The organism is Shewanella sp. FJAT-51649, from assembly GCF_019457435.1.
Taxonomy (GTDB): domain Bacteria; phylum Pseudomonadota; class Gammaproteobacteria; order Enterobacterales; family Shewanellaceae; genus Shewanella; species Shewanella mangrovisoli.
In genome coordinates, this window is record NZ_CP080411.1 from 4,166,387 (window position 1) to 4,181,348 (window position 14,962).

General features: G+C 48.8%; 13 protein-coding genes. 3 read left to right on the forward strand and 10 right to left on the reverse strand.

Going from position 1 to position 14,962, the window contains the following annotated elements; translation table 11 throughout:
* Nucleotides 1-249: 249 nt before the first annotated feature.
* Both K0H59_RS18215 and K0H59_RS18220 read left to right on the forward strand, forming a co-directional pair.
* Complete coding sequence (locus K0H59_RS18215; protein ID WP_088210080.1) at nucleotides 250-1,065, forward strand: hydratase; 816 nt, start codon at nucleotides 250-252, stop codon at nucleotides 1,063-1,065.
* 157 nt (nucleotides 1,066-1,222) lie between these two features.
* The gene (locus K0H59_RS18220; protein ID WP_220053955.1) at nucleotides 1,223-2,338 is read left to right on the forward strand and encodes an energy transducer TonB; all 1,116 of its coding nucleotides are present in this window, start codon (nucleotides 1,223-1,225) and stop codon (nucleotides 2,336-2,338) included.
* 3 nt (nucleotides 2,339-2,341) lie between these two features.
* Here K0H59_RS18220 and K0H59_RS18225 read toward each other — a convergent pair whose 3' ends face one another.
* From K0H59_RS18225 to slyA, 8 genes are all read right to left on the reverse strand, one after another.
* The gene (locus K0H59_RS18225; RefSeq protein WP_408733566.1) at nucleotides 2,342-2,755 is read right to left on the reverse strand and encodes a cysteine-rich CWC family protein; all 414 of its coding nucleotides are present in this window, start codon (nucleotides 2,753-2,755) and stop codon (nucleotides 2,342-2,344) included.
* A gap of 350 nt (nucleotides 2,756-3,105) precedes the next feature.
* A complete protein-coding gene (locus tag K0H59_RS18230) occupies nucleotides 3,106-3,528 on the reverse strand; it encodes a hypothetical protein (RefSeq protein WP_023267745.1) in 423 nt (140 codons plus the stop codon).
* 110 nt (nucleotides 3,529-3,638) lie between these two features.
* Nucleotides 3,639-4,010, reverse strand: coding sequence for a DUF2750 domain-containing protein (locus K0H59_RS18235; protein WP_086902208.1), 372 nt, complete (start codon nucleotides 4,008-4,010; stop codon nucleotides 3,639-3,641).
* Nucleotides 4,011-4,709: 699 nt separating this feature from the next.
* Nucleotides 4,710-5,765 (reverse strand): c-type cytochrome, encoded by a 1,056-nt coding sequence (locus tag K0H59_RS18240; RefSeq protein WP_220053956.1) that lies wholly within the window; start codon nucleotides 5,763-5,765, stop codon nucleotides 4,710-4,712.
* Nucleotides 5,766-5,775: 10 nt separating this feature from the next.
* The gene (locus K0H59_RS18245) at nucleotides 5,776-6,402 is read right to left on the reverse strand and encodes a c-type cytochrome (RefSeq protein ID WP_220053957.1); all 627 of its coding nucleotides are present in this window, start codon (nucleotides 6,400-6,402) and stop codon (nucleotides 5,776-5,778) included.
* 189 nt (nucleotides 6,403-6,591) lie between these two features.
* Nucleotides 6,592-7,620: a DUF2955 domain-containing protein gene (locus K0H59_RS18250; protein ID WP_011624164.1), complete on the reverse strand. Its 1,029-nt coding sequence runs from the start codon at nucleotides 7,618-7,620 to the stop codon at nucleotides 6,592-6,594.
* 16 nt (nucleotides 7,621-7,636) lie between these two features.
* Nucleotides 7,637-8,695 carry an HlyD family secretion protein gene (locus K0H59_RS18255; protein ID WP_088210075.1) on the reverse strand — a complete coding sequence of 353 codons (1,059 nt, stop codon included), beginning with the start codon at nucleotides 8,693-8,695 and terminating at the stop codon, nucleotides 7,637-7,639.
* A gap of 8 nt (nucleotides 8,696-8,703) precedes the next feature.
* Nucleotides 8,704-9,177, reverse strand: coding sequence for a transcriptional regulator SlyA (gene slyA, locus K0H59_RS18260; RefSeq protein ID WP_086902296.1), 474 nt, complete (start codon nucleotides 9,175-9,177; stop codon nucleotides 8,704-8,706).
* 219 nt (nucleotides 9,178-9,396) lie between these two features.
* Here slyA and K0H59_RS18265 point away from each other — a divergent pair, with 219 nt between their 5' ends.
* The gene (locus K0H59_RS18265) at nucleotides 9,397-11,301 is read left to right on the forward strand and encodes a methyl-accepting chemotaxis protein (protein WP_220053958.1); all 1,905 of its coding nucleotides are present in this window, start codon (nucleotides 9,397-9,399) and stop codon (nucleotides 11,299-11,301) included.
* Nucleotides 11,302-11,367: 66 nt separating this feature from the next.
* Here the strand turns inward: K0H59_RS18265 and metF are convergent, their stop codons facing one another.
* Together metF and K0H59_RS18275 are read right to left on the reverse strand one after the other, a co-directional pair.
* Nucleotides 11,368-12,261 carry a methylenetetrahydrofolate reductase gene (metF, locus tag K0H59_RS18270; RefSeq protein WP_011624168.1) on the reverse strand — a complete coding sequence of 298 codons (894 nt, stop codon included), beginning with the start codon at nucleotides 12,259-12,261 and terminating at the stop codon, nucleotides 11,368-11,370.
* A 302-nt stretch (nucleotides 12,262-12,563) separates the two neighbouring features.
* On the reverse strand, nucleotides 12,564-14,957 hold the full coding sequence (locus K0H59_RS18275; protein ID WP_220053959.1) for a bifunctional aspartate kinase/homoserine dehydrogenase II: 2,394 nt from the start codon (nucleotides 14,955-14,957) through the stop codon (nucleotides 12,564-12,566).
* Nucleotides 14,958-14,962: the final 5 nt, after the last annotated feature.

The window sequence follows — 14,962 nt, forward strand, 5'->3', positions numbered from 1 at the left end:
AAAAGCGATTAACTTATCCGCCGGATTGGATAGTTAAGCTGACACTAAATCAATCTTGCCCAACGATAAATGCAGAGCACTTCAAGCTAAGTTTTATCAAGCCTTTAGCAGCACAAAAAGGTATATTGAGCGCTATTTCTCTTTTAGCTCAAATTGGATTTACAGAGTCGATTTATGCCTTATGCGCTCAGTTATTGCGGCATAAACCACTCTGTATAAGCCTTTTAAATAAGTTAGTTAGGATTACACATGTCACAGACCGACGCTAAAACACAGCTTGAGTCGATTAACGCAGCGGCACAAGAACTCGTCCAGCGACGCGCCAAGGGTGAAGCGGGTGCGCTGTTGGAAGAAGCGCTAAGACCAAAAGATTTCCCTCAGGCCTTTGCCATCCAGCAAACCATTGCGCAGCAGTTTAGCGCCCAAGGCAACCCGATTGCGGGGTGGAAGTGCCTACTCCCAACCGCAGAAAAAACCGTGGTAGCGCCTATCTATCAACAAGATGTGTACGTCGAAACCGCCGAGTGTCCGCTTTATCCTTCGAGCAAAGGGCTTGCCCGTGTCGAGCCCGAGCTCGCTTTTGAAATTGGCAGCGATTTATCACCACGAGCCACGCCTTATTCGGAAGCCGAAATCGACGCAGCCCTCGGTAAAACGCGCCTAGCCTTAGAACTTATCAAAAGTCGTTATCAAAACCCAAGCGAAGCCAATCACTTCGACGCCCTCGCCGATGGCTTAGTCAATCAAGGTTTATGGTTAGGGCCTGAGCTGCTTACACCAGCCGAGATAGAAACAAGCCATTTCGACCTAAATGTTGAAATCGCCGCAAGCGGACAGCAAGCAAGTGAGACGCTACAAAAAGCCGCGGTTCATCCAAATGGTTTCCCTAAAGCTGGGCTTTATTGGTTGGTCAACTTCTTATCTGCCCAAGGAATTGGCTTAACCCGAGGGCAATATGTGATCACAGGCTCCTATGCGGGGGTATTAGATTTGCCACTCAATCAGCACTGCCAATTCCACTACGGCGACTTAGGCCAGTTTGGCTTGCAGTTTGTGGCTAAATAAGTACAGCCTAAAGAGTGCCAAGCTAGCAAGCAAAGTAAGAAGGTAGGCAAATGCTTACCTTCTACAATCCCCTGCAGACCAACAGAGCGAAAACAAGCTTGTATCAAGAGTGAAACATTTGTACTATCCGATAGAACTAAATATAAGGATATACAAGATGTTAGACGGAAAAATGTTGCCTTTAGCAAGTCTATTTGCCTTAGCCTTAAGTACTTCGTTACCCTTAAATGCCTCGGAAAACACTTTTTCCCAAGCCTACAGTGACTACCAAGCTGCACTCAAACAGGGTGATGACGCCCAAATAGAAGCCAGTGCCAAAAGGGCCTTTGAATTGGGCGAAGCTCAATATGCCAAGGACAGTGTCGATTTAGCGAACCTCGCCATGAACTGGGCTGGCGCGCTAAAAAAGGTGGCTATGCCGAATCTCTTTGAGGGAGATAATGCGGCGAAAACGGCCAAGGCCTATGAGTTATATCAACTCGCATTAAGCAATTATAAAAAGCATTACGGCGAGCATGCAGCTGAGCTTATCGACCCGCTACTCGGCGCAGCGGAAACCTCACCTAAACTGACCGTGGCGAAAGAGCTTTTTGAAAATGCTATTGAAATTGCTGAAAAAACAGCAAATAAAAAGCTGTTGGCCGATGTAAAGATAGCAACCTTTGATCGCCTCACCAATACAGGATTGTACACGGCTCAGGTAAGGGACTATGCCTTCGAGGCCTATGAAACTTACAAAGAGATCCTGCCCGAAAATGCCCTAGACAGAGTCAAAGCTACCTATATAGTGGGTGCAGTTGAATATGCTGAAAAGCATGATGACAAGGCGATTCCATTACTGTTAGAAGTGGTTAAGCAGTTTGAAGCCCTTAAGTTTAGCCATCCCTACGCCTTAAGTGCCCACGCTTATTTAGTCGAACTTTATGAACGCCAAGGAAAACGCGAAGAGTCCACCGCCCACTGTATCGCCATCGGCAAGATGCGCCCATGGGCCGACACTCAGGAACAACAACCGCTGTTTCGTACGACACCCAAATACCCCAAGTCCTACCTCATACAAGGTAAAAGCGGCTACGTGACCCTTAACTTCACTGTTGATGAGATGGGATTTGTGAAAAAACCTGAAGTGCTCGAATCCAAAGGCGGTGTGCTATTTGAGAAATCCACACTGAAAATGATCGAAGAATGGCGCTATGCCCCTAAGTTTGAACATGGCAAGCCCGTACCAGCACAAACGACTGTGCGTATAGACTATTTCACCGATAAGTCTTAATCGCTATTTCACCTCATATCCCAGCCCATCGCCTAATCCCGATGGGCTGTTTTTATCTTCTGAAGTAACTGAAGCAGTTAGCACTAGCTTTATCCGGCTTAAACAAGTCTCACAAATACAAGCCATCGCTGGCTGCGATAATAGTTGTGCTAACTTATCGGCACTCAGCCCCGCTGCATCGCCTGTCGATAAACCTACCGCCAAATCGCCAGATAGTAATTGAGTCAACTTTGGAAACGCCTGCTTAGTGCACCAACAGTCACTGATATCTGCACCAAGAGTCATAGCACACTGATTCGCCCCTTGGCATAAAGGGCACAACTGCTCGGCATCGAGCTGAGGTTCGGGTAATGGCTGAGGCACGGTAATCCTTATGGCATCGGAGTTATAACGCAGAGATAATAATTGTTTTTTCATTAACGTTGGAATAATCATTCCATCATCAAGGCACTAATATCGATTCAGCGTGCCAATAAACACCTAGGTCTTTATTGGCCTTAATTAGCTGTATTCATCAAGTGGTATCTAACTGAAACCATATTTGGTGTATTCATTTAGCTCAGTAAGCCGCATTCCTAAGCTGTGGCAAGTGTATTCACAGATTCATACATGCTGAATTCAATTTATTGTTCATCCGAATGTTGAATAGATGAAGTCTTTATTTAGACGAATGCTTTAACACCCGCATAAGGGGCTGATAATAGCTTGCAAAAATAACGAAGCGAAACTGAGCAAGCACTTAGCAGTCCCTGCACTTAATGTGCTTGTTAGCTGTACTTTTCCGATTCAAATTCTGTATTTGACCATACTAAACCAAGCTCTGGACTTTCCAGAGAAAATTCTGAAAATACGCAAGTGTATGACTGAGCTACGTCACACATAAAAGATACCCAGTTTATGAAGTCTTCTTCACTCAATTCATTACCATAAGGGCGAGTTGTTCCAGTTAAGAATTGATACCCTTTTTCGTCAACCTCACTCAGCTCTATTTCATAGTTTTCGCTGAGCTGTTGGGCTAATTTATTTAACTTCGATGAAACGTCACAAAAATGAGAAAAATCCATAGCGAAAACTGTTTCCTCATTTGCTCCAGAGCTTACAACAGCATTCCATAATTGAGTTGCTTCATCTATTTTTCTGTTTTTGATTCGGGCGTAATATTCTTCCCAAGTTTTTTGCGGATCGCTCATAGAACTCCCTGTATAGCTAACGCCCGCATAAACGGGGCAAAATGCTTGGCTATAATTTGAGAGGAACGTGCACAAGCCAAGCTTTTTATGTCCGCCTCTTAATGCGCTCGTTAGGTGTTTTTACTAGTTTGCTTTCCTTGTCGATAGATACGCCGAATCATTTCATTTGCTTCGAACGTAGTACCCGAAAGATTTTCTCCTGTCCAATTTGGTCCGATACGTATATTTGACGCAACCAAATCAAGTACCCATTCAGCTTCAAATTCATCGAGTTCTATTGAAGTCGGTACTCCGCTATCAAAATCTTTAAGCAGCTCAATCACTTTTGTTACTCTGGATTCAGAAGACCAAAATGGAAGTACCTGTGAACCATCTTCTTCAAACCACTGCAATAAAGATCCATCTTCAAATTCAATAGTCCAAAGCAGTTTCGTCTTGTACACCTCTCTGCAGAATGCTGCCACCTGTGACATCATACTCATAAGAACACCTAACAGTGCATTACCCGCTCTTCTACTAGAAACCAACGAATAGAGTTGAACATTGGAATTAGCTGAGTAAATAATTTAATTATTCTAATAAGTTAGCATCAACCTCAGTATGGTATCAACGTTTTTCATCCTGAAAAATCGAGTCCCTATTAACCGAGAAGCATTTTGGTTTGTTAAAAAAGAGGTGGATATCATTTGGTATTTCCTCTTACTTAGGAAATACAGTAAGGTGTAACAAGAGTTTGTTTCCTTTGACCAAAAACCAGCGTAAATCAGCTTCTTAGAAAACGTAGAGAGGGTTCGACTCCCTCGATACGTTTCATGTATTCAAGCTCTGTTTTGAAACCAACAGACCACACTTATGCCCGAAAGGCGAGTTATGGTGATTAGCGAGACGACCGTCCGCCCCAAGGACGGGGCGGTCGAGCATCCACGGATGGACTCGCTGCGAGTCGGTGAGCGAATGCCATGACAAGCCTATATGCTGAGACATGCCTGCTGACACTAACCCGATGCTCACAAGCTAAATCAATAGGGGCTAATACTCTGATATTAAATAGCTTTAAGTAAAATCCCCCAACATATTTTACCCAATAAAAAAGCCAGCAAAGCTAAATGCTTGCTGGCTTTCTGCGTAACTAATTCACTCGCTTTATTTCACCACGCAAACAGTGAATCAAAGCGACTCAACTAAGACTTTTTCGGAAACACCGGATAAGAGGCGGTGCCAAGCACTTTGCCATCGACTTCGACACCGTAGTAATCGTTGTCGTTATGGTATTTCTCCTGCGCTTGTTTCACATCGCCCTTATTGCGGGGGTCCTGTGGCCGTTCATGGGAGTTAATGTAAGCCGCAACATCCCAAGCCTGTTGGTGAGTCAGCTGAATACTCTTAGCGAAGGGCATGTTTTCATAAATAAAGAATGCGGCCGTATTGACCCTGTGCATACCTGCGCCCCAGTTGTAACTCTTAGGACCCCATAATGGTGGCAGAGAGTAAACACCCGCAATCGCTTGGCCTTGACCATCGGCGCCATGGCACGCTTGGCAGTGGGCGGTATACACGGCCTTGCCGCGCTCGGGTGAGAACGCAAGTTCAGGTTTGGGGATCTCAGGATAACCACGGCCAGGCAGATTCGCGCGTTGCTCCACTGTCATGGCTTTGGCTAGTGTGTCTGGTAGCGGAAAATCCTCACGTTTGGCGCCTTTTACCAACTCGGCATCGCTAAGTTCTGGCACTGGACCATCAAGGTTAGCCGCATCCATCAAGCCACTCATCCCTAACCAGTAGGCATAGGCCGATAGCGCGACCAGCTCGGGGCTGCCCGCTGCGGGGGCTTTACCATTCATGGAATAGTTAAAACAGCCTTGTACCCTTTCTTGAAAGGTGTTTACTTTATCGTCTTTTTTACGATACGCGGGATACGCAAAATAGGCGCCCCAAAGCGGTGACGCATTCGCTTTACGGCCCGCATCCATATGGCAGTTGGCACAGTTTAGCTCGTTACCCACATACTTATCTCTCAGCTGCTGGGTATTCACAAATAATTGATAACCCAAGCGTACTTTATCGCCGAAGGCACCTTCGGGAATCGCACTTAAGGGTCTAGGCGTAAGATAGGTTTGATCAGGGTTTTTAGGGACTGAGGGCAATGGCGCTTGTTTGTCGGGTAACTCATTCGCAGCCTGCACTTGAGATGTTAGCACGCCCATTGCGGCCAATAGTAAGATGGCAGAAGATTTCATGGCCGGCTCCTTATTTCAAATTCGCAAAGTAGTTCGCTAAGGCATCCACCTCGGCGGCAGTCAGCTTGTTAGCCACATTAGCCATCATGCCGTCCACATCTCCCTTACGAGTGCCAGCTTGCCACGCCAAGAGTTGCGTCTTGATATAACTGGCCTGCTGACCCGCTAAACGTGGGAACAGGCCTCCGCCTAAACCCGAGGGGCCATGGCAAGTCACGCAAGCTGGTAAACCGCGAGACCAATCGCCTTGATAGGCTAAGCGCGCGGTATCGTCGCTAAAGGTCACCTGCTCACCACGGATCACGGGCTTGACCTCAGTCTTAGGTGATTTGGCGGAGAAGTAACTCGCCACTTGGTCGATGCCGTCACCTTGCAGTGTCATCGCCATCGGCATCATGGTCGCGTTTTGGCGTACACCCGCCTGAAAATGTTGTAATTGGGTGCTGATATATTCTTTCGAGAGTCTAGCGAGACGGGGGCCGAGGGGTTCAATGCCCTCGCCTTCGGCGCCGTGACAGGTCACGCAGAGTTGTCCCGCTGGCGGGACTGGGGTTGGATTGGCTATGGCTACAGAGGTCAAGGCACAGCCGTAGATCAGCGCGATGCCTTTGGCTAATGTTCTAATTTTAATATTCATTTTCTATCCTTGAACATACCTTGAATAGAACTTAAACGGCTCAAGTGCATAGCCAAGTCCTAAACCTAGGTCGTTAAAAAGAGATAATTTGAGTTTTGCGTTCACACGTTTAGCCCACACTAAACGAGTTTGTACCTTACTCCTCGAATCTCCACTGAACAAGTATTAAAAAAATCTAATATTAAGTTATTAATAACCAAATCGAGTCGCTTCAAAGCTATTCAATAACTTATGAAGCAGGTAACAGAGGAATAACGTCGCCACAATCGCCACAAAAATACTGCTCACCCGGTACAGCGCACTAAAAATCAGGTCGTTACCAGGGGTTAAATATTGGCCAAACAAAATCCCTAAGGTGGTCATGGCACCAAACCCTACACCTGAGCCACTCGCCTCTTTCACATGGGCCTGCGCAAACAACATAAGCCCAATCCACAGCAGCGGCACAATCAGGATCAGCAATCCTGACCAGTCGTAGAGGAAGAGTTGCACCATTACCCCAAACGACACCCCAAGCAGAGTGCCCAGCGCGCGTTTGCGGGCATAATCCAGCGCCCCGTTCCAATGCATAGGGAACAGGAGTAACAGCGTGGTCGCCTGTGCCGACATAGAGTCACGCAAATCGAAAATCTGAAACACTAAGAAAGAGAGCGTGGCAATACTGGCACCGAGTAAAGCCTCGTGGCGCATACGGTGCGGCGCCTTAGGGCCGGGTTTGTAGGCAGGACGAGGCTCGACATCCGGCCAGAGTGCCGTCATCAGATAGGCGATAACCACGGACAATCCCGTCGCCCAGAAATTACTGAAGATTAAGTCATTGAGATCTGTGCCCGGATAGCTGGCAAAGTGCAGCATAATGCTCAAACTCAGCACACCATTGGCACCAAACAGAAACAGACTACCGCGGGACATAGCCGCAAAACGATATAAAAACAGTAAAAAGACAATCGGCGTCATCAATCCGGGGTGGCTACCGAAGAAACCTCCGAGCAGACCGACTTCAAGTCCCGCCATGGCCGATGAGGCCAGCAACTGCCGCATCGCATGGCCACTCATCACAGGGACGAGTCCCAGCAATAACATTGGGGTTACCGTAAAAAACACCCCATTACTCCACCCAAAGAGCTTACACAGGGTAAAGCCAATGGTGCCGCCAGTGGCAATGCGCAAACACTGGCGTAAATCATTGGTGGTTAAAGGGTTGTGGCGTAACAACATGCGAATGGCCTTGAGATTAATAGATGTAATGGAGCAGGCTAATGACCTTAATCTGCACCTTGGCTAGCAGGCTAAACAGCGTATTGTCAGGCAGCAATTGCACAGTGGCACGCGCACCTGCTGGCAGGTTGTTCATCGCATTGTCGTCTAATACTAAATGCAGTCTTAAGCGCTGCGCATCACGCACCCAACGGTCCGACTCCTGCGGCGCAGCTAAGCGGCCATTGGCATCAAACTGCCCTGCACTCACACCGGCGTCGACACTGCTCACTTGGGCGCGATATAAACGGCCAGGCTCACCGTCGAAGGCGATTAATGCTGGATAAGATGCGTTAACGCCACGTAAGGTCTTTTCACGAAAGTCGGCAATAATATCTAATTTATCAGAGACTAAGGCGAGTAGCGGCTGGCCCACAGCGGCAAAACTGCCCACTTCGAGTTGCAGGTTGGTCACCACCCCATCTTGGTCGGCACGAATTTGGGTGTAAGACAGGTTCAGCTCGGCTTGCTCTAAGGCATTTTTCGCTTGGCGCACTCTGAGGTTTTCTTCGCCATAGAGGCCACGGCTGACTTTGAGTTTATCGAGGCGAGCATTAGCGGCTAACAGATTAGCCTCAGCAGCATCCGCATCGCTATCGGCCTGATCCCGTTGCTGCTGCGACACACCATGGGTGGCATACAGTGCATCTAAACGTTTGGCTTCGCGGCGTTTTAGTTGGGCCGTAGTGGTACTGGCATTTACTTCCGCCTTGGCGGCTAACAAGGAAGCATCTAACTCGGCATTGTCCTGACGCACTTGCTCTAGGGCCAACTTGGCCTGAGACACGGCTAACTCAAAGGGGGCGGGGTCGACTTGAAACAGTAAATCGCCCTTGGCGACCACTTGGTTATTCTTCACATTAATGGTTTGAATCTTACCGCTGATCTGCGGAGTCACCTTAGTCACCACACGGGTTGCCATGGCCTGTGGGGTCAAGGGCATCATAGCGTCGGCAAACATAAAATAGCCAAACACAGCCACAAAACCGAGCATGGCGATTTTTACGAGGCGGGCAAATTGTTGATCCGGTGTCATCTTATTTCTCACTCAAGAATTTCTGTGCTCTTAGCCAACTTGGCTAAGGCGTTATCACTGATTAGGCTAATGATGCGTTCAAACTCACCAAGCTCGCTGGCGCTGATCCCTGCCAACAACTCAGCGCGCACTTGAATAATCCGTGCTTCGACTTGCTTTAATACGTCCTTTCCCGCGGGCGTTAGCGATACGATTCGGGCGCGCTTATCTTTAGTGCAGCAGTGACGCTCGACTAAACCTTGCTCCTCAAGCTGCCCCAAGGTGCGCATCAAAGAAGCCAATTCAATTTCTAGCGCATCCGCCAACACCTTCTGGCTCACGTTGTCGCCCAGACGCAATAACTTCCACAATGCCGTCCAGCGAGGATGGGTTAACCCGAGTGGCGCTAATTCCACATCCGCCACGGTGCGCCATAGTCGGTGCAAGCGGCCCAAATGTTCCGCTAGGGATAATTCCTTCAATCGCTCTAATTCTTTCTGCATCATGCTTACTCATTTACTTAGCCTGCTAAGCATTATACTTAGTTAGCAGGCTAAGTAAATATTCGTCATGAAAAAAAGATCTGTGCACGCTGCCACGAAATCTACAAAAAAACGGAAAACAACTGAAAAAGGCTAAGCCGCTCCCAAATCTAAAAAGCAGTATCTCTATAATATTCAAAAAGATAATTAGGCAGGCATACGGATATTTGGAGGTTAACTGTGAAGAATTTAAACATTAGCACTAGGATAGTGTTAGGGATCAGCCTACTACTATTTGCGGTGATGAGCTTTATCATGCCGCTGGTGCTATCGGAATTCAGTCGCCAAATTCGCGAGTCCGAGCAGCGAGAACTGCACAAACTGTACGAAACCGCAGTCGCCAATATCGCCTCATCGGGACAAAGGGCGCAGGCGATGGCGACATTAATCTCCTTAACCCCCGAGATCCAAAGCAGCTTTGCCGCACGCGACCGTGATGAATTACTGCAACGCACATTGCCGCTATTTACCCGTCTGAAACAAGATTTTGCCGTGCAGCAGTTTCAGTTCCACACCCCGCCTGCCACGTCGTTTTTACGCCTGCACCGCCCTGAGAAATATGGTGACGACCTCACAGCGATCCGTAAAACCATTGTCGAAACTAACACGCAAAAACAACCACTTAGCGGCTTAGAATATGGCGTGGAAGGCTTAGGGATCCGCGGGCTAGTGCCGATGAATTACCAAGGGCAGCATACGGGCTCGGTGGAATTTGGCATGTCCTTTGGCCAAACCTTCTTCGATCATTTTAAAAATGCTTATCAGGCCGAGATCAGTCTTCTGCTTCCAAAAGATGGCGGCTTTGTCCCCTTCGGTGGCACGTTTACCACAGACACCAGCGCCGCCAGCGAACTTAAGAGCGTTATGCAAGGCGACGAAGTGATCCGCACCATAGATTTAAATGGCAAGAGCTTTGCGCTCTATCGCCATGGAATGAAGGACTATTCGGGTAAAACCTTCGGGGTATTAGATATTGCGCTCGACAGAAGCCATTCAGAGCAAGCAATGTCCGATATTCGTTTAAAACTCATCATGATAGGAGTCATAGCCTTCTTAATCGGTACAGCAATCGCGTGGTTTATCGCTAAGAGTATTACCCGCCCTATTGCCGAAACCACTGACGCACTCAATGATATTGCCGAAGGTGAAGGCGATTTAACCCGTCGTATCGAAGTGAAGAGCAAGGATGAAATGGCCCAACTTGCCCAGGCCTTTAACCGGTTCGCAGAGAAAATCCACGCCACTGTGGCCCAAGTATCAGACTCGACCAGCTTGCTCGCGACATCGGCCGAAGAAATGTCCGCCATCACCCATGAAACCCAGCAAATGGCGAATCGGCAACACCTCGAAACCGAACAGGTTGCCACCGCAATGAACGAAATGGCGGCAACAGTGCAAGAGGTCGCCCACAATGCCACCGACGCCGCCGATGCTGCAACCCATGCCAGCGAGTCTACCGAGCAGGGCAAACTATTGGTCGAAAAAGTCATATCGACCATTAGCTTGCTCGCCAATGAAATTGCCCAGGCCGCCAATGCCATTAACGAGCTAGAGCGCAATACCACGCAAATTGATTCGGTATTAGTCGTTATCCGCAATATTGCCGATCAAACCAACTTACTCGCCCTCAATGCGGCGATTGAGGCCGCCCGTGCCGGAGAACAAGGCCGTGGTTTTGCCGTGGTGGCGGATGAGGTACGCACACTCGCCAGCCGTACTCAGGCTTCCACCACAGAAATTCAGCAGATGATAGAAACGTTGCAACAGAGTGCCAAGGCCACGGTCAGTAGCATGAATACCAGCACGACCACTACACAGAGCTGCGTATCACTGGTGCATGAGGCGGGTTCTGCCCTCGAGGCCATTACCCAAGCGGTATCTACCATCAGCCAAATGAACATTCAAATCGCCAGTGCCGCCAATGAGCAGTGCGCCGTTTCGGCGGAAATTAATAAAAACGTCAATAATATTAATGATATTGCGACCAACGCGACCGAGAGTGCCGTGCAAACCGCACGGGCGGGTGATGAACTGGCGCAGCTTTCAATGCGCTTAACGACTCTGCTCTCCCAATTTAAGATTTAGGATTTAGGAATTAGCCAAAAACAAAACGCCGCTAAATAGCGGCGTTTTTTATGGATGTTGACTGCGTTATACCGCCTTTGGGCGAACCCCTAAGGTATGGCAAATCGCATAGGTCAGCTCGGCGCGGTTGAGGGTGTAGAAGTGGAAATCTTTAACACCTTCACGGGATAACACTTTGACCATATCGATCGCCACGTTAGCGCCCACCAGCTGACGGGTTCCAGCATCATTTTCAAGGCCATCGAACTGCTTATGCAACCAGCTCGGCAGGCTAACATTGGTCATGCCCGCGAAACGTTTTAACTGGGTAAAGTTGGTCACAGGCAAAATGCCGGGGACGATTTCGACATCAATTCCCGCCGCAACGCAGCGGTCGCGAAAACGCAGGTAAGATTCAACATCGAAGAAAAACTGGGTAATAGCACGGCTCGCACCGGCATCGATTTTACGCTTGAGGTTAATCAAATCGGCCTGAGCATTAGCCGCATCTGGATGCACTTCTGGGTAAGCGGCGACCGAAATATCAAAGTCGGCCACTGAGCGCAGTAAGCGCACTAAATCCGCCGCAAAGCGAGTTGGTTTTGGGCTGCCCGCAGGCAAATCGCCACGCAGAGCCACTATGTCGCGGATCCCCGATTTCCAGTAATGCTTCGCCAGATCTAACAATTCTTCGTCGCTGGCATCCACTAAGGTTAAATGCGGTGCGGCAACCAGATTGGTTTCTTTTTGAATACGTTCAATCACGCCATGGGTGCGGTCACGCACGCCCGAGTTTGCACCATAGGTCACTGAAACAAACTTAGGATTCAGCGGCTCTAAACGGCGAATAGAGTTCCACAGGATCTGTTCCATTTCGGGGGTTGATGGCGGGAAAAACTCAAAAGAAACATTAATATCGCCATTAAGTTCAGACAAACTTTGGTTTAGCGAATGTGAATGTTGTGCGTGATGAAAAGCCATGTGTATTTCCTCAACCGCCCGAGTGCGACGCTCCATCGCGCTGGTACGACTTATTGATGCAGTAGTTTAATCCGTATGGACGTTTGGACGTCTATATGTCCATATACTAGAGAAACTGACGGTTAAGTCAAGCCAAAAAATCCCCCTTATCGGCATTTTCTTATCCCTTGTTTGCCACTTAGATCCTAGACCTAATTTTAGCCAACAAAAAAGGACTCGAATGAGTCCTTTAAGTCTATGAATATAGGCCAAATCAACTTGAAGATACGGGGTTTAAGTTCTTCAAGTGTCTGGATTTATCACTATTCTTGCAGAAGATCGCGACAGATCTGGGTCAGATCCGATTGCACCGCCGCGGCAGTTACCTCACGGCCCGCACCCGGTCCACGGATAATCAGCGGATTACCTTGGTAGAAAGCTGAGCGGATCACAAACACATTGTCCCCAGGCGTCAGGTTAGCGTAGGGATGATTCGCATCAATCCACTGTAATCCCACCTCGGCTTTTAGTGCCGCACCGCTATTGTCCAAGGAGGCGACATATCTCAGTACCTTGTTTTGCTCGGCCGCCGCGCCATATTGTTGCTGCAATTCATCATCTAGCTCACCGATACGGGCAAGGAATTGCTCCAGTGGAATATCCGCTAAATGGGCTGGCACTAAGGAGCGCAGCTCAATATCCTCAAGCTCGATTTCCAGACCGATTTCACGGGCTAAAATCAGCAGCTTGCGCTGCATATCGCGGCCCGAAAGATCGTCGCGGGGATCGGGTTCGGTAATGCCTAAACCACGCGCTTCAACCACTAATTCCGAGAAGGGTTTGCTGGTATCGTATTTCTCGAATAACCAACACAGGGTGCCAGAGAAAATCCCACCGACGGCCTCAACCGTATCGCCACTATTACGCAGATCGTTTAAGGCGTGTTGAATAGGTAAACCCGCGCCGCAGCTGGCGTTATAACGCCAGAATAGACGGCGATAACCGAGTTGTTCCTTCAGCTCACGGTAGAACGGCAGCGGGCCAGAACCCGCTAGCTTGTTCGCGCTGACCATATGGATGCCGCGCTCGAAAAACTCTGGGTATTGTAGGGTTAAACTGGCGCTGGCACTGATGTCTAATGCAATCAGTTCGTCGCAGTTAAGTTGTTCTAATTGTTCGAATAAGTGTTCATATTGCCAAGGTGTTGCCTCGGCATCGAATTCCTGTTGCCAGTTTTCCAAATCCACAGCCGTTGATTTGATCAGGGCTTTGCTGGAACTCACTAAACCGACGAGTTCGACACGCGCTTCAAGCTCTTGATTTAACGAGGGAGAAACTGACTTAAACAGCTTCACCCACGCCTCGCCAATATTGCCTACGCCCAGCAGCAATACGCCAATGCGTTTACGTGGACCAGCGCAGCGGCGATGCACTTTTTGCGTCAGCAGATTAACCTGCGACTGTGGCACTAAGGTCACCAGACTTAAGTCACCACTGAACAAGGGCTTAGCGTCGCGGCTCAGTAAACGGGCAAAACTGCGGCGATAATGCTCGGCGTCGGCACTCACAAGCGCCACTAAACCGAGTTCGGTATTAATTTGCAGATCTTTAATGCCGAGGGCTTCGGCCTGTGCATCCAATAACTTTTGTACTTGTTTTTGGTTTTCAGCGGTATAGGCAAGTTCGAGTCGTTGATGCGCCGATACCCAATGGGCCAGTGGCGTTAACCCTGCCTCGACTAATTGCTCAAGCAGACTGGCCACATCGCCCGCGATCTTAAAGCCAAATAACACCACGGCATTCAGGTTAGTCACCACGGGCGCACTCGCCGAGGAACTGTGCGGCGCTATCAGGGTAAAGTCGGTATGGGAGGCGTAGCTTGAGCGCACGGCCAGGCTCACCTCAGTGTTAAACAGCGGCTGCAAGGTGCGTGAATGTAATACTGGCGAGCCTAAACGCGCCAAGCGGTCGGCTTCGGCGAGGGACATGCTCTTGAGTAATTTCGCATCGTTGATCTTATTCGGATCGGCGTTAAAGACCCCTTCAACGTCGGTCCAAATGGTCACACGTTCAATGTCGGCAAGGCTGGCAATTAGGCTGGCGCTAAAGTCAGAGCCATTGCGACCCAATAGCAAGGTATCGCCACGCTCGTTGGCGCAGATAAAACCAGTGATCACTAAACGCTCGTTAGGATGCGCGGCCAGTAAGGTTTGCACTTTGGTACGGGATTCTTGCACACGAATTTGCGGTACGGCGGCCTCGTCGGCCACGAGAATCGAACAGGCATCCACGTGGCTTGCTGCTACACCCGATTCACGCAGCAGCGCCGCCATTAAGCGCGCCGACCAACGTTCACCAAAGCTCACTACATGGCTAATTTGGTAATCGTTACGGGAATCTAAAGATAATAGACTGATTAACTGGGCCTTATCCGTGGTTAAACGCTCACGCAGATCCCGCGCTTGCTCATTGGATAACAGCTGCTCAATCAAGCCTTGCTGATAGCTGATAAGGACTTGTAACTCTTCCTGCCATAATTGGTTGCTATCGCGCAGGGACAATAATTTATATAAAAAGTTAGTGGTTTTACCCGCGGCAGACACCACCACCAGATCATCACTATGACCATGGGTTAACAGAATATGGGCGACTCGGCGATAACAATCGGCATCGGCTAAGCTGGAACCACCAAATTTATGTAAGTGACAACGTGCCATCTCGA